The sequence below is a fragment of the Paenibacillus sp. NPDC058174 genome, from assembly GCF_042883865.1.
Classification (GTDB): Bacteria; Bacillota; Bacilli; order Paenibacillales; family Paenibacillaceae; genus Pristimantibacillus.
The window spans coordinates 998,651-1,024,545 of sequence record NZ_JBHVUY010000001.1; the positions used below are offsets into that span (position 1 = coordinate 998,651).

Consider the following 25,895-nt stretch of genomic DNA (forward strand, 5'->3'; position numbering starts at 1 on the left):
GCAGAACGAAACTCAGTTCGCAATTTAGCGAACCCGCTTCGCTATACCATCTCTGGTCTGCCAAACTTAGTTTCAGCTACTCGCACAGCGAAACTCAGTTCGCAATTTAGCGAACCCGCTTCGCTGTACCATCCTCATGCCTGCCAAACTTAGTTTCTGCTACCAGCAGAGCGAAACCCGGTTCGCAATTAAGCGAACCCGCTTCGCTGTACCATCCTCATGCCTGCCAAACTTAGTTTCAGCTGCACCTAGCCAGTAGCCCAAACTAACTTTTTTACCTGTCCTCCTTCAGCGCATTAGCACCACGTTAGACGAAGCAGCATCTTTTCCCGCAATAACACAAAAAAGGCTATCGCAACAAAACTGATCTCTGATCAGTTTCATCACAATAGCCTCTTCTTTCCCCTAACCTAGCGCCTCACGTACGTTACTTCCGCTCTTCTACAGCTTATAAATATCCTTATATTTCCGCTCCAAATAATGAACCAGATGCTGCGGATCAAGCGGCTTGCCGGTAATGTTCTGGATGAGCTCGGATGGCGTTCTCAGCTTGCCATACTTGTAAATCCGCTCCGACAGCCAGTTTTTGATCGGAAGCAGCTCGCCGCGGCCAACGCTTCCCCAGAAGTCCGGCAGTTCGCGTTCCATCGTATCGGCGATTTGCGCCGCATACATATTGCCCAGCGAGTAGGACGGGAAGTAGCCGAACATACCGCCTGACCAGTGTACATCCTGCAGCACGCCCTCCGCATCGTTTGGCGGTGTGATACCGAGGTACTCCTTGTACTTATCGTTCCAAATCGCCGGGAGATCAGCAGCTTTAGCTCCCTCATTGAAGATAAGCTTCTCAATCTCATAACGGATAATAATGTGCAGGTTGTACGTCAGCTCGTCGGCTTCAATCCGGATGAGTGAAGGCTGCACAACGTTGATGCCGCGGTAAAATTGCTCTACGGGGACGTTCAGCTGTCCCGGGAATTTGTGCTGCAAATCGCCGTAGTACCGTTCCCAGAACGGTTTGCTGCGGCCGATTACATTTTCCCAGAAACGGGACTGCGATTCGTGAATGCCCATGGACGTTCCTGTGCACAGCGTCGTACCGATAAGCTCCGGCATAATGTTTTGCTCATAGAGCGCGTGGCCGCCTTCATGAATGGTACCGAACAAAGCGCTCGTCACATCGTCTACCAAGTAGCGCGTCGTAATACGTACATCGCCAGGATTAAGTCCGGTCGCAAACGGATGAACGCTTTCGTCCAGACGCCCCGCGTCGAAATCATAGCCCATCTCGTTCAAAATAAACTTGCTGTACGCCTTTTGCGCCTCTTTGTCGTAATTTTGCTGAAGGAAGGACGTGTCCGGCTGATGCGGAGAAGCCGCAATCGCTGCCGCCAGCGGCACAAGCTGCTCACGGAGCCCGCCAAATACGCGGTCCAGCTCCTTCGTCGTCATGCCTGGCTCATATTGATCGAGCAGTGTGTCGTAGCGCGTCTCCTTCGCTCCCCATAGATCGATGAATTGCTGCTGGTAGCCGATCACCTTTTCCAAATAAGGCTGGAAGCCAGCAAAGTCGTTGTTTGCTTTCGCCTCTTCCCACTTATTCTCGGTTTGTGCGGCCAATACGACATATTCTTGGTACAGCTTTTGCGGGATTTTGACGCTGCGGTCGTAATCCTTGCGCGTTTCCGTCACTAGCCGCTGCTCGATTTCGGACAAGCTCTCGAAGGTTTGCGGCTCTTCAAGCGTTGTCAGATACTCGCCCAGCTCAGGCGAAGTGGACAATTTGAACATGTCGCCGGACAACGCGCCAATCGCTTCCGAACGGGTGTCCATTCCTTTGCGCGGTGCGCCTGTGCGAAGGTCCCAATACAGCACGCCCAGCGCTTCCTCGTAGCTCTTTACTTTGCGAATCGTTTCCATAAATAAAGGAAGCGTTTTCTCGTTATGTACGGTCATTTTACAAGCCGCCTTTCCATATTGGAGTTGAAGAAATAGCAGGGTTGCCTATCTTGATCTTACCGTTAACAAAACGTATAATCAACCTTAGCCGTTACACTTGAATGGGCGAGGCGGCAAGGAAAGCGAGGAATTGTCCATGCATATTTCATTCACACGTTCAGCAGTCGATTATCTGGCGCCATACATAGCTGACGGCAGCCGGCAGCTGAAGCTGCTGCATGACACGGAAGGCTGCGGCTGCGTTATGAGCGGCGTGCCTGCCCTTCAGCTTGTGAAGGAGACGACAGTTGATGACAAGCTGGCCGAAGGCGACCCTTTCCCGTTTCTTTTCGAACCTCGTCACGAGGTTTTTTTTGAGCCGCAAATGCGAATCGATTATAACTCGGACCGGGATAGTCTCAGTTTGAAAAGCGACAGCCAGATTTACACGCTTGATCTGCGTTTTGTGAAAAACTAACGCTACTGTACAACAGCTCAAGGAGGAACTGGAAATGAACAAATTGGAGCAAATTTTGGAGTACAACAACAACTTTGTCGAGAAAAAAGAATACGAGCAATATTTGACGACCAAATTTCCGGATCGCAAAATGGTTATCGTTACGTGTATGGACACTCGCTTGACTGAGCTTCTTCCAAAAGCAATGAATTTGAAAAACGGCGATTCCAAAATTATTAAAAACGCGGGCGCCATCATTACGCAGCCCTTCGGCAACCTGATGCGAAGCGTGCTGGTCGCTGTCTATGAGCTGAAAGCGGACGAGGTATTCGTCATCGGCCACCACGATTGCGGCATGACTGGTCTTGATCCGGAAGTTGTCGTTGGTCATATGCTTGAACGCGGCATTTCCGAAGATACAATCGAGACACTCCGCAACTCGGGCCTCAACCTGATGCGCTGGCTGACTGGCTTTGACAACGTCAAGGAAAGTGTGGAAAAAAGCGTTGGCATCGTGCGGAACCACCCGCTGCTGCCGGCAAATGTTCCTGTACACGGCTTGGCAATCAACCCTGAGACCGGTGAGCTGGATCTGATTGTCGATGGCTACAAAAACCTTAAAGCATAATTTGCTTCTATAAAAAAGAGAGCCGCCACTGCGCTATACTGCGCCAGGGCGGCTCTTCTTTTTCAATTCTGCAGCTGCTGCTCTTGCAGCAATGACCTCGCTGCGGTCGCGAAGCTTGTGACGATGGATGACTGCGGCTTCGATGCCTTCTATTATTCCCCACTGCAGTCCCGCCGTCTGGCAGCGACTCTGCATTTCTGACGCAAGCTGCGGATCGATGAGGTCAAAATCCATCTCCTCATAGCCGACTAACTCACCTGCTAGAAGCTTCTCTTGCCGGTGCTCTAGTGCATGCAGCAGCTTGCTGCCGTCAATTCCGAGCTCCTCCAGTGCTTGCAGGTTTAGACGCTGCAGCGAATTCGCGTAGATTTTACGGGCGCCGTTATAGTTGCCTCTACGCAAGTGATAATGACCAACAGCCAGTTGAATCAAGCCCACCCAAATTTCTGCCCGCGAATCGCCGGGATGCTCCTTCCAATATTCCTCCAGCAGCTCATGGCATTCGAAAAAGTCGCGTGTAGCATGATATTCCATTAAATAATGCAAGTAAGCGTCCGGATAGCGCTCTTCCATACCGCACTCCCCCATTGCAAAATGATTAATTTTTTTCAAATCGATGCATAATAGCATATTAAAGAAAAAAAATTTGAAACCTTCGTTAATCATAGCCGTAAATGTATATGATAGCAATGAATCCACTACACAGAGATCTAGGAGGAGAATAGCAATGAAGAAAGGGTTAGTTTTAATGCTGGCTATGATGTTGTTTCTGACGCTTGGTTTTGGACAAGTTGCAGATGCGGCAAAACGTGGCGGCGGCGGAATGAAATCTCCAAAGCAAAGCTACACGCAAACCCCTAAGAAAGCGGATCAAAGCAGCGGCGTAAGCCAATCCAACCCAGGTACTAAAACAGGCGGAGCTGCTGGTGCAGGAGCTGCAACAAAAACATCCGGATTTGGCGGAAGCTTCATGAAGGGTATGCTTGTCGGCGGTTTGGCCGGCATGTTGTTCGGCGGTATGTTTGGCGGTATGGGCGCATTTGGCCAAGCACTCGGCTTCTTGGTAAACTTGCTTGCTATCGCTGCCATCGTTATGGTTATCGTGGCCGCATTTAAGTATATTCGCAACAAAAAAACGCCTAATCCGCGGGGTCCTTATTAATGACTCGGATTTACACGGATGAAATTATTAATGCCGTATGCCTGCATATGGCAGAACGTAAAGGCGTAAAGCCGCAGGACGTGGAAGTACAGCTATCATGGGAAGAACAATACGGCTTTACTGCTGAAGTATGGGTGAACGGACGCAGCCAATACTTGATCGAATCCAACCTGCTGGAAGCGATCGAACAGTATATGTATACCGAATACAATCAGCGTGTATTCCGCTCCAACATTAAGCTGGATGCAGACGAAGAGTTTTTCGCCGACATTACGGAATAACACTTCAAATTACGTGTAAAAGAGGGCATTCGCTAGCAGCCGTTACATACGGCAGCCAAGCAAATGCCCTCTTTCTTTGTGCTTTCATATTGGGGCTGGTGTTACGCTCTGCGAAATGCGAGCACGGCGTTAACGCCCCCGAAGCCGTATGAATTCGAAACGGCGGCATTTGCCCGCGTCTCGCGTGCATGCCGGGCGACGAGATCGATATCGGCTGCCGGATCGGGTTCATCCAAATTCGTCGTAGGCGGCAGCCATTCATTCCGCAACGATAATAATGTAATCGCTGCCTCAATAGCGCCGGATGCGCCAAGCGGATGGCCGTACAGCCCTTTTGTTCCGCTGACGGCTACAGGACGGCTGCCGAATACTTCGCGGATGACCTTCGATTCTGTTACGTCATTGAGCAAAGTAGAAGATCCATGGGCGTTGACGTAATCGATGTCGTCCGGCGACAGATCAGCGGCAGCGAGCGCTTGCCTCAAAGCCCTTGCCGCCTGCATGCCGCTAGGCAGCGGAGCGCTCATATGATGAGCGTCATTGGTCAGCCCAAAGCCTGCCGCTTCGCCATAAATGACGGCTCCGCGTGCTCTGGCATGATGCTCAGCTTCAATAACGAGAACCGCTGAGCCTTCCCCCATCACAAAGCCGTCGCGATTACGGTCAAAAGGCCGGCTTGCGCCCGACGGCAATTCATTGCGCGTCGACATCGCCCGCAGCATATCGAACGCGCCGAAGGAGAGCGGCGCAAGCGGCGCTTCCGAGCCGCCGGCCAGCATCACATCGGCTTCGCCCCGCTGGATGGCCTGCATAGCCCGTCCAATTGCGACGGCACCGGACGCGCAGGACATCGCATTGGTCTCGTTCGTGCCTTGAAAGCCAAACTCCATCGCCAAATTGCAGGATGCGGCTCCCCCAAACACTGAAAAGCCCAGCGTCGGAGATACGGAACGAAATCCGCCATTGAAATACTGCCCGCATTGCTCCTCCGCGTATGCAATGCCGCCCAAGGCGCTGCCCATAAAGATGCCTGCCCGCTCCGCATCCACGCTATCCGCACTCAAACCGGCATCCTGAAGCGCCAGCCTTCCCCCTGCAACGGCAAGCTGGGAGTAACGGTCCATGCGATGTGCTCTTTTCTTGTCCATGTAATCCTCGGCCTTGAATCCGTCAATTTGTGCGGCAATCCGGCTGCGAAGCCCCTCAGGTGTAAACCGGTCAATAGCTTTGACCGCGCTTGCTCCCTTCTGCACCCCTTCCCAAAGCGACTGTACGCCAATGCCGATTGGGGTGACACATCCGATGCCGGTAATGACTGCTTTTATAGGACTCATACGTTATTCCTCCTTGTTTCGTACAAACCATACCAATGGGGCTGTCTTGCTCTTCTTGCCCTTCCTACACTCTCACAACCTGCATACCTTCTATCCCCGCTCGCCTTACACGCTCTTGCTTCTCCAGCTGCTCTTGCTCCGCATGCCGCTTCAAGCCTTGAAGCGTCAAGTCAGCGATTGCGTGAACAAACTGATCGCAAATCGTGCCAGCTATCAGCCTGCGGCCAAACGGCGGACGGTACCAGCGATGGACAATCGAGACTTTTACCGCATCTTCTGACATCGGCTCCAGCCGCCATTCCACCTCCATATTTCGCGTCACGCCCTTGATGTGCTTGTAATGGACAACTTGCTTCACCTCGTCTACTTCCATGTCGCTAGTCCACCATACCGGCCATTTCAACGGCTTGAACGGCCGGTAGGCCGCCATCTCTACTTTTCCGCCAACACCGCTGCCGCCCTGTTCAAAGGATGTCCGGCGGTAATGCGGCAGCAGCTCCGGCCAGCGTTCAACTTCCCGGGCGTAACGAAAGGCCGTTTCCGCCGGACAATTCATAATCACTTCGTTATAGGTATACATGGTGCTGAGCCTCCTTCCTCTATCTATGTACAGGACGGGTGTCGCCGATAGCCGCAACCAGCCTGTTCGTCAGCGTTTCCGAAGCGCCGATTACCCGCAGCCCTGCCCGCCACAGCCGCTCATGCCGGCTCGCTTGCTCAATAAGCTTCTGCAGCCGCAGTGATCCGGCAAATTCCGTTAACCGCTGCCGGTTATACCACTGCAAGGCACGGTGGCTTCCTGACTGGAGCGCGTCGATCAAAGCCGGCGCCGCAAGCTCTGCACTCCTTAATGCCCGGTAAATGCCTTGCCCGGTCATCGGATCGTAATAGCCGGCAGCATCGCCTACCAGCACCATGCCTTCAAGCGCAGCAGAGCGTACGATACGTTCGAAGGGGCCGCAGGCCAGCACCTCGCCCTCAATTTCGGCATGATGGAATCTGTCCTTCAACGCCTCCCACTGTCTTACTTCGTTCATCAAGTAAGCGGCCTTTCCCGTTGCGGCACCTTCCATCGCTTTGCGCCCTCTCAGCGCAACCGTCATATTGGCTTGTCCGCCGCCAATCGGCGCAAGTCCAATGACACGGTCTCCGCTTACATAGAGCTCCACTTTGCCGCTCAGTCCCTCAACGCCATTTAATCTGGCTGTCAATGCCGCTTTTCGCAGCTTTCCAAACCGGCTAAGGTCTGCGCTCCGGGCGACAGCAGACCGGATGCCGTCTGCCCCCGCGACCATTTGTGTGCGCACCATTTGCGATCGCTGCTGCTCGCCCGTTCGTCGCACCTCGACGCCGATTAGACGGCCTTTTTCCCAGATCAGACGCTCCGCTCTCGTCTTCTGCTCAAATACGACACCCGCACGATAAGCCTGCTCAATGAGCCAGCCGTCGAGCAGCTCCCGCTTGCAGCCGATGCCATAGCGGTTATCTCCAAACGAAGCAGCCAGTGTCGTCATCCGGCTCGAACCTGAAGCAGCGCTGTTCAGCTGCCAGCCGGTCAGCACCGAATGCGGAATAGAGGCTTCATGAAGCCATTCATCCGCTTGCCTACCATCGTATAGACGACTCAACGTCTCTACAGCACCCGGATTAAGCGATTCGCCGCAAGGCTTGCGTCTCGGGAAAGGCGCGGCGTCTACCATCAGCACTTTGGCGCCTTGCAGTGCCAGCAGCCTGGCAAGCACGCTTCCCGCCGGACCGGCTCCGGCAACGACAACATCATATGTGCGTTCCAATGCCCCGCTAGACATCAGCTCTCTCCCACTAACGCGAGCCGAAATGGAAAATGCCGTCGAACCGAAGCCACGACACCTGCCCGGTCAATTAATGCCCGAGCCTCGCCAGCTGTGAAGGAGCGCTGAACGGACAGCGGACCGTCATGCTTCGTCACGGGACTTTGCCAGACGTACCGAGCCAACAGCTTAGCTGCAGCATAAGCGACCGTATGCCGTTCAAGATCGGTAATGACCCAGCCGATTCTCGAGACGCGGTTCATTTCCTGCACCAGCTTGACCGCCGCCTCATCGTCCATATGATGCAGCGCCAAATTGCTGAATGCGATATCAAAGCTGTTATCAGCATATGGCAGGGCAGTGCCGTCCGCTTGTCTTACCTGTACGGCCGTATCCTCCGCCGTCCTTCGCTCCGCCAGCTTCACGATTTCGGGATGCATATCGATGCCGACGATAGAGACGGCCAATCCTTTTTTGCGGCACCTCTCTGCCAGCGCCAGCGGAATATCTGCAAGGCCGGTCGCGACATCCAGCACCGTTATATCTTCCTTCCGTCCGACGCGGAGCAGCAGCCGGTCCAAATGATTGAATAAAGCAGGATTGCCGCCCAAATACCGGTTGACATCCCAAACCTCGCCCAAGCTGAACTCCAGCTCCTCCGGCGCGACGCGTTGATCGCCCTCATCATCGTCCAGCCACTCCTTTGTCATAAGCCGATTCACAAGGCAGCCTCCTTCTCGTTTTGCTTATTGTTATTGTTTTCCACTTTTTTTATCCGTCATTGCCGGACATTTGCTGGAATTATTTACACCGAGCCCTTTCGACAGCATTCGCCGCAACCTCTGCGAATCTAGCGCGTCTATTAATAGGAGTACTGAGAGGAGAGTGATGAAAGCAAGTGTTGATGAGGAGAATGACAGCGATGGTGCTGCTTCTGTTCGCCGCCTATACCTTAACCGCTGCAGCGGCAAACGCAGCCAGCCCATCCGTTGCCGCAATGACGAAGTATCGTGTCTATCAGAACGACAAAGCATTGAAAGAATTCGCTACTGAGAAGCAGGCGATCGCCTATGCGAGCGGATTCGAGTACAGCCATGTCGAGGGGATTACCGGCCGTACGTGGGTATGGGACAACTTCCCGCGGTACAAAATCTATCAAGGAAGCAAATCCAGTACGAAATGGGAATTCCGCACTTATGAGCAAGCTTTGGCAGCCGCCTCCAAGCTGACTGGCGTACATATTCGAGATTTGGAGAAACCGGGCTGGATCTATCAGTCCTATGCCAAATATCAGCTTTACCAAGGCGACAATACGAAGGATAGCTGGGGCTTCACGACGCTCGCGGCAGCGAAGAAAGAAGCTGCGAAGTGGACTGGCTCCCATGTGATGGAGCTCTCTACCAATGAATGGGTGTGGGATAACTTGACCGCTGCCCAGAAAACGAAGCTTCGCCAAGGCAGCTCGGTTTATGAGATCACCGTCGATGGCCAGACTGCTGATCAGTCGAAGTCCTATCCTTTTTTATACGATGCAATCAAGGCCGCCTCTTCCATAGCAGGCAGCTCCGTCGTGAATACGAAGACGGGTAAAACCGTTCATTCCAACGTACCGGCTTATAACGTCTCGCAAAGCGGCAAGCCGCTCAAGGCATTTGTGAGCCTGGACAAAGCGATTCAATTCGCGACCTACTATGCCAACTCGGAGGTTTCCTTCCAAGGCGCAGTCTGGTGGACGAACACTGCTTATTTAACGGTATATCAGGGCGATAAGAAGCTGAAAAGCTTTCATACGCTGAAATCCGCGCTGGCTTATGCCAAAGGCTACTCCAACAGCTCGATCCGAAATCCGGACGATCGCAAGCTTTGGAGCAATACGAAAGCGCTCGTCTATCTGGGCTGGAACGGCAGCTCCAGTACCTCTGTAATATTAGGCCATGTTGCCAATACGCAAGGGCTTAACATTGACTCGCCAACGTGGTTCGAGCTTGGCGCTGCCGACGGCACGTTGAAGGACAATTCCGATCCTTTTGTTGTCGCAACGCTGAAGGAGAAAGGCATTCTCGTCATGCCGCTCTTGCACAACCAGTTCGACAAGAAGATGACGACGGCGTTCTTAGCGGATGCGAAAGCACAGCAGGACTTCATTGCCCGTCTCGTTGACCGGCTTTCTGTACTTGGCGTATACGGCCTTAACCTCGACTTCGAGGAGGTCGCAGGAACGGATCGCGCAGCCTATACCGCTTTCGTCAAAGCACTGGCTAAGGCCGTGCATGATAAAGGAATGAAGCTGTCTATCGACCTGCCGCGCGGCAGCGCAAGCTGGAATCACCTGACGGCCTATGATCATGCCGCATTAGCGACGATCGTCGATACGATCATCATCATGGCTTACGATCAATTCTGGAGCACAAGCCCTTCCCCAGGTCCGGTTGCCGGCCTGAAGTGGGTTGAGGAAGGCGTCCAGCAGTTTCTGTCCTATGGGATACCGCGCGACAAGCTGATGCTGGGCATCCCGTTCTACGTAAGGGAATGGAAGCTGGATAGCAGCGGCAAGCTGGTCAGCAACCGGGCCGTCTACATGAAGGATGTTCCGAAGCTGATTGCCGACACCGGTGCTACAGGCACGGCCGACCCTGAATACGGAATGACGAAATATACGTATGTGAAGGATGGCTTCACTTACGTGTTCTGGGCGGAAACGAACGCAACGGTACAAGCCCGAATCGACATCGCCAAAAAATACGATCTGGCCGGCATTGGCGCTTGGCGTCTCGGCTATGAAAGCTCAGACCTCTGGACGATGATGCTTCGCAATCAGTCGTAAGTAATAAAACAGCAAAAACCCCGGTTCCCATCCATTTGATGGAAACCGGGGTTTTTGCTTTGTTTTGGTTTGTTTTATTTGTTAGTTAGGCGCCTGCCCAATCAACAAAGGAATAACCTTCCCTTTATTGACGTCAATCAGGCCGAAATCAGTAATTTTAAGTGCTGGGCTTACAGCCAGGGAATGCGTGCTGATGGACATAATCGGATTATAATGACGATAGCCTAAAGCCTTCATCGCATTCAGCAGCCGCTCAACCTCCTGCGCCGTTTGCTCAAGCGGCTCCTCTGTCAGAATGCCGCCGATCGGCAGCTTGAGGCTGGCGAGAATTTCTCCATCCTCTACTGCACAGAAACCGCCTTGATTGGCAATAACCTCATTAGCTGCCAGCATCATATCGGCCGGATTATGACCAACGACTAGCAGATTATGATTGTCATGTGAATAGGTCGTCGCGACAGCACCGCGGCGGATGGTATCTCCGCCAATCAGGCCATAGGCGCGATTGCCATTTTTCCCGTAACGCTCGAACGTCGCAATAAGTCCATAACCGCTCTCCTGCCACAGCAATTGCCCGCCTTGAACTTCAACTTCAGCCTGATGCTCCTCAACAAAGGTCGAGCCATCCTTCACCATCATCACGCGGCCGATATACTTCCCGTCCGCTTCGGCTGATGACACTCGGAAATCCGAGGCTGTCAAAGCGTCCAGCTTCACGCTCTCGTAGAAGTGCTGCGGGAACGCCCGCTCGCTTGCCGATGGCTCATAAGCCTCGTTCATATCATAGACTTTGCGGCCGCTCTTGAACACTTGGCTAATCGTCAGCTCATTCAAATCAGCAAGAAGGACGAAGTCGGCAATTTTACCGGGTGCAATAACACCGCGGTCATGCATACGCATTCTTTTCGCCGGGGTAAATGTGCTGGCATAGATCGCTTTTTCCGGCTCCAAGCCCATCTTGATCGCTTTGCGCACGATATGATTGAGATGGCCGCGCTTCTGGAACGAATCCGGCATCACGTCGTCGGTCACGAAGCAGAAATGCTCGGATACGTCATGCTGGATCAAATAATTGATCACTTCTGGCGTCATCGATTTTTCCTGCAGTTCAATGAACATGCCCGCGCTGATTCTAGCTTCCATCCCCTCAATCGTCTGGTGGGTATGGTCGGAGTCTACGCCGCTTACGATCATCTGATGCAGATCGAGATCCAGCAGCTTCGGCACGTGGCCTTCAATGATCAAATGCGGATAATTAGCCGTGATATGCTTCAGAATCTGATTCGTCTTGCAATCCGGGTCCGTGATCACATCCACATAGTTCATGATCTCCCCTAGACAGATGATGCGCTCCGTACGCAGCAGCTCATCAATGTCCTCAATCTCGATAGATCCGCCTGTCGTCTCCATCGATGTTGCCGGAACCGAGCTTGGAATCGCATAGAACATATCGGCTGCGCAATCCTGACTCGCCTTGATCATTTCCTTGACCCCGTCTAATCCGAAGACGTTGGCCATTTCGTGGGGCTCCGGTACAATTGTCGTTACACCGTTCCGAATAATGGCATGCGAGAACGCCTTCGGTGTAATCATCGAGCTTTCAATATGAAGATGAATATCGATAAGGCCCGGGATCATGTATCGCCCTTGCCCGTCTATGATTTCGGCAGCCTCGAAGCTCTCTGCTCCCAGCTTGCCGATATATATAAATTTGCCATCCAGTACAGCTGCATTTCCGTTCTCAAACCGCTTGAAATAACTGTTGAATATCTGGACGTTTTCGATGAATTGATCTGCACGCATGTTGTCTGCACCTCCAAATAAACTAAGCTATTCCACGACGATCAATTTCTCTATCGGAAAGTGCACCAGCACCTCTTGACCGCTTATATAAGGTTGTTCCATTTCTTTATTGACTGTAAATTCTCCAAGCGCCGTCTCGATGACATACTGGTAGCTTCGTCCGAGATAGGTGCTTACCTTCACTTTGCCGGGCAATAAATTGAAATCCACACCCAGCTCCTCCAGCGTACCCAGCTTCAGGTCGTCCGGACGAATAGCGCCCTTCAACCCTTTCTGAGCGCCGCGTCCCTCTCCGTGAAGAGCACGGAAAGTGAAGCCTTTCGTCTGAAGCTCAATGACATTGCCGTTCTCTTGTCTGCTGTCGAAGGAGATAAAATTGTTGAAGCCGATGAAGCGTGCGACGAATTCCGTTTTCGGAAACTTAAAGATCGTCGACGGCTTGTCCAGCTGCTCAATAATGCCTTTGTTCATAACAGCAACCTGATCGGATATCGAGAAGCATTCCTCTTGGTCGTGAGATACGTAGACCGTCGTAATGCCCAGCTCCTGCTGAATGCGGCGGATTTCCACCCTCATATTGACACGGAGATTGGCATCCAGATTGCTGAGCGGCTCATCAAATAGCAGCAGGTCGGGCTCAATGACAAGCGCACGCGCTATGGCAACACGCTGTCTTTGGCCGCCGGAGAGCTCCTTCGGATACCGCTGCTCAAAGCCCGACAGGTTGACGATATCCAGCATTCTGCGAACACGGCTGTCGATATCAGATTTATTAACCTTCCGCAAGCGCAGGCCAAAGGCTACGTTGTCGTAGACCGACAAATGCGGAAACAGCGCATAGCTCTGGAACACAAAGCCGAAGTTACGCTTATTAACCGGAACACGCGTGTAATCTTTGCCGTTCAGCGCAAACTTGCCCTCTTTGGCATCAAGAAAACCGGCGATCAGACGAAGCGTCGTCGTTTTGCCGCAGCCGCTTGGGCCAAGAAGCGAGATGAGACTCCCCTTCTCGACGGACAGATTGAAATCTTTCAAAATATATTGTTGATCATAGGATACCGCTATATTTTCTAAAGTTAGCATGGCCATGGACGCAAGCCTCCATTATCGTTTGGTAAAGTAAGATAACCCCATCAGGCGCTCAATAACGAACATCAGCACCGCTGTGAACAGCATAAGCAATACGGAGATAGCAGCAATCGTCGGGTCAAAATTGTTCTCGACATAAAGCAGCATCTGAATCGGGAACGTGCTGATGCCCGGACCGGTCATGAACACGGAAATGTCTACGTTGTTGAACGACTCCAGGAACGCGATAAGCACGGCGGCAATAATGCCGGATTTAATATTCGGCAGCACGACGGTAAAGAATGTCTTCAATCTTCCCGCGCCGAGGCTTAGTGAAGCTTCCTCCACTGCAAAGTCGAAGTTAGCCAAGCTGGATGCGATAACCCGAATAATAAAGGGCAGCATGATGACTGTATGGCCAATCAGCAGCGCGCTATAAACCGGGATATTGTAGGTAATGATCACATATTTCAGCATTGTAAAACCGAGCACGATACCCGGTATGAGTACCGGCGAGATAAAGATGGCATTGAGCGCATCCTTACCGCGGAATTGGAACCGGCTTAGCGCATAGGCAGCCGGCAATCCCAGCAGCAGCGCTAGCAAATTGCCTACAAGCGATACGACAATGGAAGTGATGAACGATGTTTTGAACATCGACACTTCAAAAATATTTTGATACCACTTTAAAGAAAAGCCTTGGGGCGGAAATTTCATTGCACTTCCCGGCTCGAACGACGCGAAAGCAATAATTACCAGCGGCCCAAGCAGAAACAAGTAAATAAAAAATGTGAACAGGCCGAGTCCACGGTTTTTCTGCCGCATGTCTTCTACCCCTTCGGATTTAATTTTTTGGCCAGTACGTTCATCAGCATAATGATCACAAACGTAATCACCATCATGATCGTCGCAACGACAGACGCCAAGTACCAGTCATTCAGCGTGATCGCATTCTGATACAGGAATGTTGAAATAACCTGCTGCTTGCCGCCCAGCAACGCTGGAGTCGTATAGGCTGTAAGGCTTCCCACGAATACGAGAATACCGCCAATGATGAGTCCCGGCACGCTGAGCGGAATAACGACTCTGCAGAACGCGGCGAACCGGTTAGCGCCCAAGCTTTCAGCAGCTTTAACCAGATCCGTATCGATATTTTCCATGACGCCTACCAGCGTAATAATAATCAGCGGCAAGAACAGATGGATAAGACCGATCATCATCGCTGTCGGTGTATAGAGGATGTTAAGCGGCTCCTGAATGAGACCAACGGACAGGAGCATATTGTTAAGCAGTCCCTTTTTCCCTAAAATGATTGTCCAGCTAAACGAGCGAACGACCGAGCTGGTCAGCAGCGGGAAGATTGCCAGCGCGAGCAGCAGCGCTTTTTTCCGCGGATTTTGCTGAGAGATAAAGTACGCCGTAGGAAAACCAAGCAGCATACATAATAATGTGGTCACCAAGCTGACGCGCAAGGTTGTCCATAGGATTTTCAGAAAGTAAGGGTCCTTGAAAAAGTAAAGATAACCTTCAAGCGTGAACCGGCTCTCATGATAAAAGGTCGAGCCTACCGTCAGGAGTATCGGTATCACCATGAAGGCAGCCAAGAACACTAGCCCTGGCAGAAGCAATAAAGTCAAATACGATTTCTTCATGTCACGGTTCTCCTGTTCTTAAGTTCGCTAGCCGCGCAAAGTGCGGATAAATAGGCTGATGAATTCCTCATCCGCTACGTCCAGGCCTACATGAACGTTCGGCTGCTGCAATAATCGGTTTTGAAAATCACACACCGTCTGGCCATCGCAGAGCTCGCTGCGTGTTTCGACATCTACATAATAATGCTTGGTGCCGACCAGCTCCGGATTCAGCGCCACGGCTACTGCAAGCGGATCATGCATGGCGCAAGCCCGGACTCCGTTCCGCTCATAGTAGCGCTGCATATAATCGGCCGTGCTTTCTCGGACGTAACCCGCGAGCGGCGAGTCGCCCATGGAATCGATGTGGGCCTCGGTAAGCAGCGCTTTACGGGTAACATCAAGTCCGACTAGCGTCAGCGATGTAAATCCGGCCTTGAATACGAGCTTGGCTGCTTCCGGGTCAACATAGATGTTGTACTCGGCCGTTGGCGTTACATTGCCGAAGCCTAGAACAACGCCGCCCATGACGATGACCTCTTTCACTTGGTGAACCAATTCGGGAGCTTTCATCACAGCAAGAGCCAGATTGGTTAAAGGAGCTGTCATGACGAGCGTAACTTCCCCCGGATGCTTCTGAATTTGATCGATGAGGAAATCAACCGCATGGCCATTCTCCGCTTGCTTTCGCACAGGCATATCCTTTAGTGCGCCGCCGAGTCCGTCTTTTCCATGAACCCGATGCTCGAAGTAACTGCTGCGCAGCAGCGGCTTGTCCGCACCTTGAATGACTGGAATATGCTCCGCTCCGGCCAGTTGAAGCACTTTGCAAGTATTCAGCGTTGCTTGCTCTAACGAAACATTGCCGTTCACCGTTGTGATACCGAGGATGTCCAGCTTACCGCTCTTTATCGCGAGCAGAATGCCTAACGCATCATCCACTCCCGTATCGACATCGAGAATCACCTTCTTGTTCATCATCATCCCCCTCCCATTCAGGAAACGAGACAAGAGTATGAATACTCTTGTCTCTCAGTTAGCTTCCTCTTATTTCGAAACTTCACGGCTGAAACGGTCGATCCAGTTTTTCAAGTTCTCGTTCACGAACTTCATATCCAGCTTGTGCAGCTTGTTGATCGTTTCTGCGCCATACGTGATGCCTTCTGCCTCTTCAGCAGTCAGCTCCAATGTCGTATTAACCGGGGAATCGATCTTAGCCTTAGCGGATTTCTCTTGAACCTCTTTGCTCAGGTGCCAGTTGATGAAGTCTTCCGCCAGCTCTTTGTTTTTGCTGCCTTTGACGATGTTGACGGTATTCATAATCGCATAGCCGCCTTCTTTTGGCGCCAAAAATTTCGTATCAGGTACAGCGTCTTTCAGATCCTTCACATACATTTCCATAATCGGTCCGGCAACAATTTCCCCTTGGGAATACATGTTTACGAATTCCGACGTCTTGCTGTAATATTTCACGACCGAAGGATTAAGCTCTTTCAGCTTAGCCATCGCCTGATCTTCGTTGAAGGTTGTGTTTCCTGCTGCCAGCGAAGCTGCATCAAGAATCATTGGACCCGAAGTCGATGTGATGTTAGGCATTGTGATTTTGCCTGCAAGCTCAGGGCTCCACAGATCATTCCACGACGTCAATTCTTTGCCGACTTCTTTGGCGTTATAAGCAATTCCCAATTGTCCAATTGTGTAAGCTGGACCGTAATCTTCGCCAAGCGGAGCTTTAGCTACATCATAAATTTCGTTCAAGTTCGGAATGCGGCTGCGGTCGATTTTCTCGAACAAGCCCGCTTCAATACCTTGCTGTGCATAATAATCGGAGAGATAGATCAAATCAACAGAAGAACCGCCAATTTTCACTTTGTTAAGACGGTCGGCGTTATTGCCGTCCTCGACAACGATTTTAACGTTATGCTCTTTTTCGAATGGCGCATATACTTCCTTATTAAAGAAGTCAGCCGAAAAACCCCAAGTCGAGATGACCAGCTTTGTCGGTTCGCCTTTTGCAGGCGTATTCCCGTTGCTGCTTGGCTCATTCGTTTTGCTGCTGCAGCCTGCAGCTACCAGTCCTGCAATTGTCAATACGGCCAAACCTTTTACCCATTTGTGTTTCATCCGTTTCTTCCTCCCCTTATTGTCATGCTCTATGTTGGTCAATCTTTAAACCCGTTTACTAGCTTGCTTATTATTGGTGCGAGCCTCTAAACTATACATTTTCGCAAAAAAATTCCATAAAAAAAAGCACACTTGTAATAGAAAGAAATCTTCTAAACAAGAGCACTTTTCGTTGTAAACAACATAAAGAGACATCCGTCTAACCTATTCGGTTTCCTCTTAAGATAAATCAAAAGAGAAACTCCGATGACCTATTCGGTTTCAACCAGTATGACATTCGTTATGGCCCATTGAGTCGTAGGATCATAATCTCTTAAAACCGCCTCAATGTCCAGTCCCAATTCCTGCTCCAGCCTCTCGCGAACCTTCTTCTTATAGATGGAGGACATATGGTAATCCACCTCATGCTTCAAGGATGGAACCTCTCCCTCTAATACAGATGAACGCGGTGACCTGCGGTGCTTGGCTTGGATCGTTATCATCTGATGATTCATGGACACCTTCAGCATCGTCGTGCCAAACCCGAACAGCTCTTTGGCAACCTCATTGTAAATGTGACTGAGCTTCTTCCTGTTCTCGTTAGAGTCGATCAGGGGCATGAGATCACCTTCTGAAATAAAATAAATCTTTAATAAAACTAGTATTCATATCGTACATAACAATTTCTAATAAATCAAGAGATAGTTCGGTTTTCAGATGAAAAAAAGCAAAAAAAATCATTTTTTCTGTCCAAAAACGACTTAATTAACGAAGGATGTAAGGTTACGTTTGCGAAGTATCAATGATAATTATAAAAAACAGGCGGATATTCACCTACAGCCGCACAATTCGTCTATACCATAAATGCCCCATAATCTCTTCCCAATCCAGCTCCTCAAAGTAAGAATCCCGGAAATAAGCAGCCACCGGCAAATAACCGACCACCAGGCCGGACCCGCCGCAAATCAGACTGCCTCCGTCTCCCCCTTTGGGCATCAGTTCTCCCTCGCGGATCGTCCATTCATACTGATACGGATCACCGTCAAACAATAGCCCAAAAGCATTCGGCAGGCTCAGATCGTATTCTCTGGAGTCATCTTCCTCAACCAGCTCCTCAAAGTGCTTGACCTTCATCTTATAATCGAAGCTGTCACCCCATGGAAACAAAGTCCGGCAGCCGCCGCCATAAATATATTCCCATTCCTCTTCCGTAAGCAAACTGAATCCTTCATTATGTACGTCAGCTACCGCCTGCTCCCAAGTCAGATCTTCATTGAACAGAAACAGCCTAATATCCTCTTCCTGCCGAACGAGGCGAAAATGCTGATACTGCTCATATTTGCTGTATGTGGAAGCACGGAATTTAGTCAGCTCTTCCTCTATTTCAGGCTCATCAAGTAACGGCAAGTCCTGCAGAGGAACCTGCTGCCAGCCGGCCGAACGGGCGGCCCGCTCTACCAGCATAGCTCCAATAGCGGCCTCTCTAACCGGCGACATCTGATCCCGCAAATATTGATCTGCATCTTCGATATCGTATTCGCCGAGTGTTTCGAGCAGGTCTTCCCGGGTGGCTTCGTCCATGCCCTGATCCCAGCTTTCCCAGCCCAAAGTGACCTGATTGCCAGGCACGAATACAAATTCGGCTTCCTTATAGGTGAAAATCCCCGTTTCATTAGTGACTCCATAACGTTGAAAGGTTTGGAGCCCTTGGAACTGGAAGCCTTGGGGCAGCTTGCTGGCGAGATCCTGCATCACAGCTTCCTTCTCCGTACTGGACAATTCGCTCCAAGCTTGACGATTCAATGCGGTCATTCTGCATCCTCTTCCTTTCCGGGGAATCTTTGTTTTGCAATGGCTGCACGCTTCTATTAATCTTAACTTATATAACTAGACTAGGAGAAGGGGAGCAATTACATATGAATTGGGACACCTTATTCGAAAAAAACTATCAGTCGTACCCCGGTCTCACTGAAGCTGAGCTGCTTCAATTCCAGCACAGTTGGCATGCGCCGCTGTCTGACCTGGAAATTCAGGAAATCTTCAACCGGCAGCACAATCCTTTTCCGACTAATGATCCGCTGTATGGACTGTATAAACCATTTGATCCAAGCTTATGGTCAATTCCGCAGAAGCCGCTGCCTGAAAGTTATTTGGCGTTTCTTCGCTTTTCCAATGGCGGAGAGTTTGGCAATGGCGACCGGTACCTTCAATTTTTCAGTACGGAAATATTTAGATCCATGATGCTTGCCTATGAATTCCCCCAATACATGCCGGGTGCAGTGTCATTCGCTATGGACGGGTGCGGCAATCATTACGCGTGGGATATGCGCAATGATCGGGATGACCGGGAATATCCGATTCTTGTTGCCTCTTCCGGCAATCTCGGTTATGAGGATTGTATACATTTTGCAGATACGTTTGTGGAGCTGTGTCTTGGGACTACCTCTTCGGATGAGGAGCTGCATGGGTAGTTAGATGGCGCGATAGCAGCCTCTGTAATAAACTTTTTTAGGCTTCATTAAAATATAGCAGCGATTTCATATCGTCTGCAGAAAAAATGAAATGATTAAGTGACTATAACGACTTTACTGCCAGCTATATAAGAAAAAAGTCGACCGCTAATATAAGTCGACTTTATAATTGTACTTTTACGTACAAGACCTAGCCGCACTGCATCTCGCAAAACACCCGGTCAAAGCGGAGCTGCGCAAGATCATCTTCATGAATCCAATAATAGATACGGCCTACATCACCCCACATGATGCCTGTCTTCTCTTCCTCGGAGTCAATTTGCAGGAGCAGCCGCCACTTCAGTGCGGATTTTATGAAATCAGCCTTGTCTAATTCATTATCAGTGTAGGAGCCGTATGCAATTTCACAACTTCTTTGCATATCTCCCTGAATTTGATCCGGGTGCCCCATAAGACGGTTAATATATCCTTCTCTTTGCCATAGCTTTTCTGTTTTCGGCAAAAAGATCTCCCAATACTTATTGATATCATCCTGGTCTTCATTCCAGCCCAATCCAATACTCTCCAAATAGGCTGATTCAGTCGCTGGAACTGATAAACTCGGTAAAAACGAAATGCTGTTAGGCTGCATTTTCACTCCTTCCTTCAATGAAGCAGGAGCGCTTCTGCGGACTAAGTGATCGAGCTGATCGGGACTTGTATAAATTACACGGCAAGTATGCGGATCACCATAAAAATCCGGGTCCTCATACATGCCCTCTACAGCATAAAAGAATGAAAGCAAGCCAGCTGATGGAAGCGACAGATGGGATGGACATTGCGCTAAGTTCAATTGACCGATAAAGGTCATGTCATAGCTTTTCCATTTCGGCCAATCCACCTCTTCCAGAAGATCAGGATCACCGCCTATTTTGCTCTCGCCAATCTGAAAAAGTGCATCTGACTTCGGCTCCAGTATTATTTGCGCCGTTGGAAATATCCATTGAGCAATTGACGTTTTATATTGTTCAAGTCCTGATTGTTCAAGTAAATCGAGAATTTCCTGTGCACTCATTGTATTTCCCTCCAAAATAAAAATATTGGTAAGCTACAACGTTTATTTCGACATTTTTCCAGACTATTCCTGCCGCAGGTTGCGCTCATAGATAGCAAGAAACAAAAAAGCCGCCCATTTAGGCGGCTTTTTCAAAGAATGTTGTTATCGTAAATGATTGATTACTGGTTTAAAGCGAAAACTTTGATTTGCGCCCCGATCTGTCCAATCCAGAGTTCGCCGTTACCAACCATAACACCCTTCCAATTGACGACAACTTTGTCTGCTTTTTGAGCTAAAAGCTTTTTCTTAATTTTAGCAGTCATGATTTTATCATATTTAGAAATAAACTCTTTCTTGCTTTTGATTTCGATGCTTTTTCCTTTATGGTTGACTTTCAATGGGAACGCTATGCTATTGGCCACTTCAGATTTATTGCCTTTGCTGACGTCTTTCTGAAGCTTGTTCAAGAAATGCTCGAATTCGATCGCATTCTTAATACCTGCCGCTTCATACGGATTGTTAATGATATTAACTGCAATAACGCCTAGCTTATCGTCCTGTTTGCCGATCCACAAGTCCCCTTCTCCCACCATAATACCTTTCCAATTCACGAAAACCTGATCAGCTTTCTGAGCTAGCAGCTGTTCACGAACACGGGTAGTGAAGATGCGATCGTACTTCTTAATAAACTCATCCTTACTCGAAATTGCATAAGTTTTGTTGTCTTTGTTCAGATTCATCGGGTAAGAGATCAGCTTGGCTACTTCTTCCGGTTTATTATCTCTTACGGCTTTCTGTAGCTTGGCAAAATAAGTCGTGAACTCTGCAGGATTGTCAATTCCAGCTACGTAATAAGGATTCTTGGTGTCTGCTTTCGTTATAGCTGCAGGTGCTGAAGCAGTTGTACCTTGATTAGCCCAGGCTTGCCCGGAAAATGTAGCGAGAACGATTGAAGCACTCAAAATAATTGCGGCTTTTTTCATGCTGATGTTTGTCATGTTGTAACCTCCAAGTCAATTTATACTCCGAGTATATAATTTAGATGTGTCCATCAGGTGTATTTGGGGTGTAGGTTCAAGGTCTTTTTAATGAGTTGTATTTGCATCATCATCGGAATTTCAAAACTTCCGAAATTGTATAATGAAAGAAGCACTCCAACGAAGGCAAATGCCTGCACAGGAGTGCTTCTTTATGGGAAAACGTTCTGAATTATTGTCGAATAATTGCTTTACCACCTGAGATAATAAAGATGAAGATATGTGTTACCTCGTATCCTCCATCTACAGCCTTGATCTCTGAAGGAGCAAATCCGGTTGGATACGTTCTGCTAAAGCCCTCAACGTATATCATAATATTTATGTCCTTATCAGGGAATTTATCGTAAAAGATTTTGCCTAGCCCATCCGCCCAAGATTGGTACTGGTTTTTAGTATAAGAAAAGCTTTTCGAATAGGATTGATAACCATCCACATCCACCCGATTAAACAAAACAATGGTTCCATCCTCATCCACAAAATAATCCCAATTGTCTTCTAAAGGGATGTTACCAGGAATACTCGTCATGGACTTATCAAGTATACCCGCTAGTACTTCGCCTAACTCTTCGTTGTCTGTGATTCCTTTATTATCAGAACTCGCAGGATATGAAGACAATGGTGAAGTCGAAATATTATTAAACTCTTTCCCCGAAATCTCTTGAAGCATCGGGATAGCTTCCATTATAGATACTGCGTAATTTAAATTAGCATTACTGTCATCTCTGCCCATGCTTGTAATACCTACTAATTGTCCTTTATCATTAAACAACCCGCCTCCGGAGCTGCCGTGATCAATTGGAACGCTAATTTGAATATAACCCACACCTGCTGTTGCAATGATATTACTAATTACACCTTCAGAAACCGTATTCTGTATGCCTTTCGGACTTCCTATTGCGACAACTTTATCTCCTTTTACCAGTTCTTTTGGATTCCCTATTTCCACTGAAGCCCATGCTGTCGTTTTATTACTGAGTTTAATAAGAGCAAGGTCGGCTGCTTTATTTACAGATATTACCCCGCCTATCGGGTACTTGTTACCCTTAATATCCAATAGATAGCCATTTTTCTGTCCTTCGATAACATGGTAGTTGGTAACAAACACACCGTCGCCTAAGCTAACAGCGCTTCCTTGTGCGGTGTCCATCATTACCATTGCTACTTTACTATCATTTATTTCCGTAATTTTCTTTGTGCTAATTTCTGTCGTTAAGTTGTTAGTCGGGTATGGAAGGGTTATATTCGAAGATACGGGCGGCTTTGTCGTTACCGGGATTGTACCCCCGCCTGGTGAATCCGAGAATGGATCATTTACATAAATAATATGAGTATTACCATCAATTTTTGTAATCTTATAGCCTGTTGACTCTGTCAAAAAACGAAGCGGAACATAATTTGTTCCATCTGCGGATATCGGATTTTTAGACATTGTCTTTGATTTCCCGTTTACGATGGCTTTATTATCACCACCCTTATATATAATGCTTTGATCTCCTTTGCTAGCAACAATCGTTTTAGTCGCACTATTGTAAGAGATTTGAAAACTCATCGCTTTCAAAATGTCTTTATAGGGTACGAACGTAACATTGTCTTTAGCGATAGTCTTAGGTGCTGCCAGTTTTCCATCCACATAAACTTGATACAAACCTTCAGCCGCGTTTACTTTTCCGCTCACGCCAAACGTTAGAAATAATGTTACTGAAAGTATAAGAGCTGCCATTCCAATTCTTTGCATATGAATTCCTCCCAATTTAAACTCTCCTCTAATTAGCCGTATCTCTATTTCATGCTTTGGCAACATTTATTTTAGAAATCACATTTTTTTCATCGATTCGATAGACAACACCTGCGCCAGCATATAAAAATTCATCCATTTTGTTAGCGTCTGACAATGTAATGGAATGTAAAAGTGATAGATCGGAGGCTTTATAGATCTCTATTTTCTTTTTGTTATACAGCATTACAGTCTGATCACTTGCTGTCTGAAACTCGAAATCACCAAAGGTTAACTGCTGCATCGTACCTTTTCGGTCAATTAAGAACAATTGTTTCCCTATCTTCACTCCAAACTTTGTAAAAACACCTTCCCCAATCTGATACTGATCATCAAACGTAGACTGTCCAGCTTGTCCTGACAGTTCCTTACTCCACACTTTTTTTCCCGTTTGATCTTTCGCAAAAAAAGTAGCTTTGCCTGTTGCGCTATTGTATTTATAGAACACTACAAGCCCCTCAGGAGTAATCCCTGCATAGTAACCTTCGTCATGATTGAAATTAAGCGCAAACTTTAATTTCATGGAATCATCATAGAAGGCAAATCGGGAGGCTTGTTTGCCGATGATATTTCTGGTGACAATATAACCGTTCTTATAGCCTTGTATAAAGCTCTTCCATTCCCTTTTATCTTTTAATTGACCTTTAGCATCATACGTATAGGTAACAATTTTTTCTGATGCGGTCTCCAAGTAAGTTACGATATTGCCATTGTTTAATACGAATAAGCCTGCGTTGGCACGAATTTTCTCTTGATATGCTTTTTCCCAAAGTTTCTTGCCCGCATCATTGTAGGCCGTGAGCTTATACACATCGTTACCGGAGCTATTTCTGGTAGCCGTCATCATATATGCATTGCCTTTATTATCAACTTGAGCAAACAGGCCGAAGAATGAATACCGCATGTTTGAATTTCCCAAGTAGTCAATGCTGGCTATATGTTTTCCTGTTTTTGTATTTACAATATGTAATCTATTATTTGAGAAATAATACAAATTACTGTTACGAACTAATGTACTGGATGAGGTAATATAGTCATAAAATCCTTCCTCCACAATAGGATCGGTATAGCTCCAATCCGCTTCTGGCATACTCGTCCATGAGCGTGCCAAAACTGATGTGGGTAATAACAGCAACACAACAATTATTGTACTCAGTATTAATTTCCTAGCTTTCATTTCCTCAAACTGCCTCCTAAGATGTAAATAATCATATAACACGCATGTATATATACTACACCAAAATAGGGACAATTTTCATATAAATATTTTTTTATTAAGATTTCTAGAGATTCATTACTCATTGCTAATGAAACAATATTCCTATATTTTCATACACGATGCAGTTTAACCCTCTTGAAAAGAGAACTAAAAACTGCAACTTCAATGTTAGATGATGTCTAACATTGAAGTTGCAGTTCAATTAAAGCGCCGTTATTCTTTTCGTATTAATGTGTAGCGTACCAATTATTGATTTAATGCGAATACCTTGATATGTTTCCCGGTCTGTCCAATCCATAGCTCACCGTCACCAACCATAACACCTTTCCAATTGACGAGAACTTTGTCCGCTTTTTGAGCTAATAGCTTTTTCTTAATTTTAGGAGTCATGATCTTATTATATTTGGCAATAAACTCTTTCTTGGACTTAATTTCGATGCTTTTTCCGTTATGATTCACTTTCAATGGGAACGCCATGCTGTCGGCCACTTCGGATTTATTGCCTTTGCTGACTCTTTATGAATTTATATAAATAATTTCTATAATTGTAAAAACATCTATTAATCTAATGTATAAAATGACTCAAACATTTTTTCAAAGTTACTTTTATACTCCATATCATATTCAACCAAGTTTAAATAATACATCAAATAATCTTCAAGTCCCTCTAACATGCAATAAGTATTTATCAACCAGCTATTGGAGATAATTTTGTTGGGATATACGACATGAACTTTATCTAATTTAAGTCTATCAATAAAAAAGCTAACTCCTTCATTTCTTATATATCCATTGTGTAGCAATCCACATCTAACTAAAGAATAAAACTTCGTAAGATCTAATTGTTGGTAAATTTCTGCGCTATGCTTCTTGACATTAACAAGATAATCCAAGTAAGCCTTAAAAGCATATGTAAAAACTTTTTTCGAGCTAACTTGGCTACTTTTTCCTTTTAAGTATTGTCCATGGGATTCAAAGAATGTAATCAGTATTGTCAATAACGCAAGCTCTTGTTCGTAGTTACCTTGTTTCCTGCTACTATCAAGTAGTAATTTTGCTGGTTTAATAAACCAGTTATTCATTTGCTTTAAATAAACCTCTGTTTTTTTCACTTTGTCATTTTTAATATCTTGAAAAGTAATATCATCCGTTATGTAGATTAGACTTTCTTTCACTTTTAAATCCTCCTAGTTTCACTTATCAAACCCGATAACATTTGTCCTCAAATAACTCATTACCATAGACTTATATATTCAACTTCCCTAACATTTTTGTTATTAAACAATAATGAGACGAAATACATAAGCACGAACAAAATTGTTATCATCACTAATATTCT

At 47.7% G+C, this 25,895-nt stretch carries 26 protein-coding genes; 6 read left to right on the forward strand and 20 right to left on the reverse strand.

From position 1 onward, the window contains the following. Positions 1 to 441: 441 nt before the first annotated feature. A complete protein-coding gene (locus tag ACFVVF_RS04470) occupies positions 442 to 1,956 on the reverse strand; it encodes a carboxypeptidase M32 (protein WP_387805753.1) in 1,515 nt (504 codons plus the stop codon). Positions 1,957 to 2,095: 139 nt separating this feature from the next. On the opposite strand from ACFVVF_RS04470, the gene ACFVVF_RS04475 reads away from it, so the two are divergent. Together ACFVVF_RS04475 and ACFVVF_RS04480 are read left to right on the forward strand one after the other, a co-directional pair. Then, complete coding sequence (locus tag ACFVVF_RS04475) at positions 2,096 to 2,416, forward strand: iron-sulfur cluster biosynthesis family protein (protein WP_387805755.1); 321 nt, start codon at positions 2,096 to 2,098, stop codon at positions 2,414 to 2,416. A 34-nt stretch (positions 2,417 to 2,450) separates the two neighbouring features. Continuing rightward, complete coding sequence (locus ACFVVF_RS04480; protein WP_387805757.1) at positions 2,451 to 3,023, forward strand: beta-class carbonic anhydrase; 573 nt, start codon at positions 2,451 to 2,453, stop codon at positions 3,021 to 3,023. Between the two features lie 33 nt (positions 3,024 to 3,056). Here ACFVVF_RS04480 and ACFVVF_RS04485 read toward each other — a convergent pair whose 3' ends face one another. Continuing rightward, positions 3,057 to 3,596: a DUF309 domain-containing protein gene (locus tag ACFVVF_RS04485; protein ID WP_387805759.1), complete on the reverse strand. Its 540-nt coding sequence runs from the start codon at positions 3,594 to 3,596 to the stop codon at positions 3,057 to 3,059. Positions 3,597 to 3,750: 154 nt separating this feature from the next. Here ACFVVF_RS04485 and ACFVVF_RS04490 point away from each other — a divergent pair, with 154 nt between their 5' ends. Beyond that, complete coding sequence (locus ACFVVF_RS04490; protein ID WP_387805761.1) at positions 3,751 to 4,185, forward strand: hypothetical protein; 435 nt, start codon at positions 3,751 to 3,753, stop codon at positions 4,183 to 4,185. Continuing rightward, entirely contained in the window at positions 4,185 to 4,466 is a 282-nt protein-coding gene (locus ACFVVF_RS04495; protein ID WP_042161942.1) for a YxcD family protein, read from the forward strand. Before ACFVVF_RS04490 ends, ACFVVF_RS04495 begins: the two co-directional genes overlap by 1 nt. 101 nt (positions 4,467 to 4,567) lie before the next feature. On the opposite strand, the gene ACFVVF_RS04500 is transcribed toward ACFVVF_RS04495, so the two are convergent. From ACFVVF_RS04500 to ACFVVF_RS04515, 4 genes are all read right to left on the reverse strand, one after another. Beyond that, on the reverse strand, positions 4,568 to 5,800 hold the full coding sequence (locus tag ACFVVF_RS04500) for a beta-ketoacyl-[acyl-carrier-protein] synthase family protein (protein ID WP_387805763.1): 1,233 nt from the start codon (positions 5,798 to 5,800) through the stop codon (positions 4,568 to 4,570). A 64-nt stretch (positions 5,801 to 5,864) separates the two neighbouring features. Continuing rightward, positions 5,865 to 6,380, reverse strand: coding sequence for an SRPBCC family protein (locus ACFVVF_RS04505; protein ID WP_387805765.1), 516 nt, complete (start codon positions 6,378 to 6,380; stop codon positions 5,865 to 5,867). 19 nt (positions 6,381 to 6,399) lie between these two features. Continuing rightward, a complete protein-coding gene (locus ACFVVF_RS04510) occupies positions 6,400 to 7,593 on the reverse strand; it encodes an NAD(P)/FAD-dependent oxidoreductase (RefSeq protein ID WP_387805767.1) in 1,194 nt (397 codons plus the stop codon). Between the two features lie 14 nt (positions 7,594 to 7,607). Then, on the reverse strand, positions 7,608 to 8,312 hold the full coding sequence (locus ACFVVF_RS04515) for a methyltransferase domain-containing protein (RefSeq protein ID WP_387805769.1): 705 nt from the start codon (positions 8,310 to 8,312) through the stop codon (positions 7,608 to 7,610). Positions 8,313 to 8,494: 182 nt separating this feature from the next. Between ACFVVF_RS04515 and ACFVVF_RS04520 the strand changes: the two genes are divergently transcribed. Next, complete coding sequence (locus ACFVVF_RS04520) at positions 8,495 to 10,414, forward strand: glycosyl hydrolase family 18 protein (RefSeq protein WP_387805771.1); 1,920 nt, start codon at positions 8,495 to 8,497, stop codon at positions 10,412 to 10,414. An 81-nt stretch (positions 10,415 to 10,495) separates the two neighbouring features. Here ACFVVF_RS04520 and ACFVVF_RS04525 read toward each other — a convergent pair whose 3' ends face one another. The 8 genes from ACFVVF_RS04525 to ACFVVF_RS04560 form a co-directional block, all read right to left on the reverse strand. Further along, positions 10,496 to 12,217 (reverse strand): adenine deaminase, encoded by a 1,722-nt coding sequence (locus ACFVVF_RS04525; protein WP_387805773.1) that lies wholly within the window; start codon positions 12,215 to 12,217, stop codon positions 10,496 to 10,498. 27 nt (positions 12,218 to 12,244) lie between these two features. Next, a complete protein-coding gene (locus tag ACFVVF_RS04530; RefSeq protein ID WP_387805775.1) occupies positions 12,245 to 13,306 on the reverse strand; it encodes an ABC transporter ATP-binding protein in 1,062 nt (353 codons plus the stop codon). Positions 13,307 to 13,321: 15 nt separating this feature from the next. Continuing rightward, positions 13,322 to 14,110, reverse strand: a complete 789-nt coding sequence (locus tag ACFVVF_RS04535; RefSeq protein WP_387805777.1) for an ABC transporter permease — start codon at positions 14,108 to 14,110, stop codon at positions 13,322 to 13,324. Between the two features lie 5 nt (positions 14,111 to 14,115). Further along, positions 14,116 to 14,937: an ABC transporter permease gene (locus tag ACFVVF_RS04540; RefSeq protein WP_387805779.1), complete on the reverse strand. Its 822-nt coding sequence runs from the start codon at positions 14,935 to 14,937 to the stop codon at positions 14,116 to 14,118. Between the two features lie 27 nt (positions 14,938 to 14,964). Next, positions 14,965 to 15,900, reverse strand: coding sequence for a nucleoside hydrolase (locus ACFVVF_RS04545; protein WP_387805781.1), 936 nt, complete (start codon positions 15,898 to 15,900; stop codon positions 14,965 to 14,967). Between the two features lie 63 nt (positions 15,901 to 15,963). Next, entirely contained in the window at positions 15,964 to 17,040 is a 1,077-nt protein-coding gene (locus tag ACFVVF_RS04550) for an ABC transporter substrate-binding protein (protein WP_387805783.1), read from the reverse strand. A gap of 251 nt (positions 17,041 to 17,291) precedes the next feature. Further along, entirely contained in the window at positions 17,292 to 17,639 is a 348-nt protein-coding gene (locus ACFVVF_RS04555) for a DUF2294 domain-containing protein (RefSeq protein WP_387805785.1), read from the reverse strand. Between the two features lie 214 nt (positions 17,640 to 17,853). Beyond that, positions 17,854 to 18,831 (reverse strand): hypothetical protein, encoded by a 978-nt coding sequence (locus ACFVVF_RS04560; protein WP_387805787.1) that lies wholly within the window; start codon positions 18,829 to 18,831, stop codon positions 17,854 to 17,856. 104 nt (positions 18,832 to 18,935) lie between these two features. On the opposite strand from ACFVVF_RS04560, the gene ACFVVF_RS04565 reads away from it, so the two are divergent. Further along, a complete protein-coding gene (locus ACFVVF_RS04565) occupies positions 18,936 to 19,490 on the forward strand; it encodes an SMI1/KNR4 family protein (protein WP_387805789.1) in 555 nt (184 codons plus the stop codon). Between the two features lie 190 nt (positions 19,491 to 19,680). Here ACFVVF_RS04565 and ACFVVF_RS04570 read toward each other — a convergent pair whose 3' ends face one another. The 6 genes from ACFVVF_RS04570 to ACFVVF_RS04595 all read right to left on the reverse strand — a co-directional run bounded on the left by ACFVVF_RS04570 (position 19,681) and on the right by ACFVVF_RS04595 (position 25,731). Then, positions 19,681 to 20,544, reverse strand: a complete 864-nt coding sequence (locus tag ACFVVF_RS04570; protein WP_387805791.1) for a YwqG family protein — start codon at positions 20,542 to 20,544, stop codon at positions 19,681 to 19,683. Between the two features lie 161 nt (positions 20,545 to 20,705). Beyond that, complete coding sequence (locus ACFVVF_RS04575) at positions 20,706 to 21,524, reverse strand: hypothetical protein (RefSeq protein WP_387805793.1); 819 nt, start codon at positions 21,522 to 21,524, stop codon at positions 20,706 to 20,708. A 211-nt stretch (positions 21,525 to 21,735) separates the two neighbouring features. Beyond that, on the reverse strand, positions 21,736 to 23,298 hold the full coding sequence (locus ACFVVF_RS04580; protein ID WP_387805795.1) for a trypsin-like peptidase domain-containing protein: 1,563 nt from the start codon (positions 23,296 to 23,298) through the stop codon (positions 21,736 to 21,738). A 49-nt stretch (positions 23,299 to 23,347) separates the two neighbouring features. Beyond that, complete coding sequence (locus ACFVVF_RS04585; protein ID WP_387805800.1) at positions 23,348 to 24,514, reverse strand: hypothetical protein; 1,167 nt, start codon at positions 24,512 to 24,514, stop codon at positions 23,348 to 23,350. Between the two features lie 288 nt (positions 24,515 to 24,802). Then, positions 24,803 to 25,045, reverse strand: a complete 243-nt coding sequence (locus ACFVVF_RS04590; RefSeq protein WP_387805802.1) for a hypothetical protein — start codon at positions 25,043 to 25,045, stop codon at positions 24,803 to 24,805. A gap of 71 nt (positions 25,046 to 25,116) precedes the next feature. Next, on the reverse strand, positions 25,117 to 25,731 hold the full coding sequence (locus ACFVVF_RS04595) for a hypothetical protein (RefSeq protein WP_387805804.1): 615 nt from the start codon (positions 25,729 to 25,731) through the stop codon (positions 25,117 to 25,119). Positions 25,732 to 25,895 lie beyond the last annotated feature (164 nt).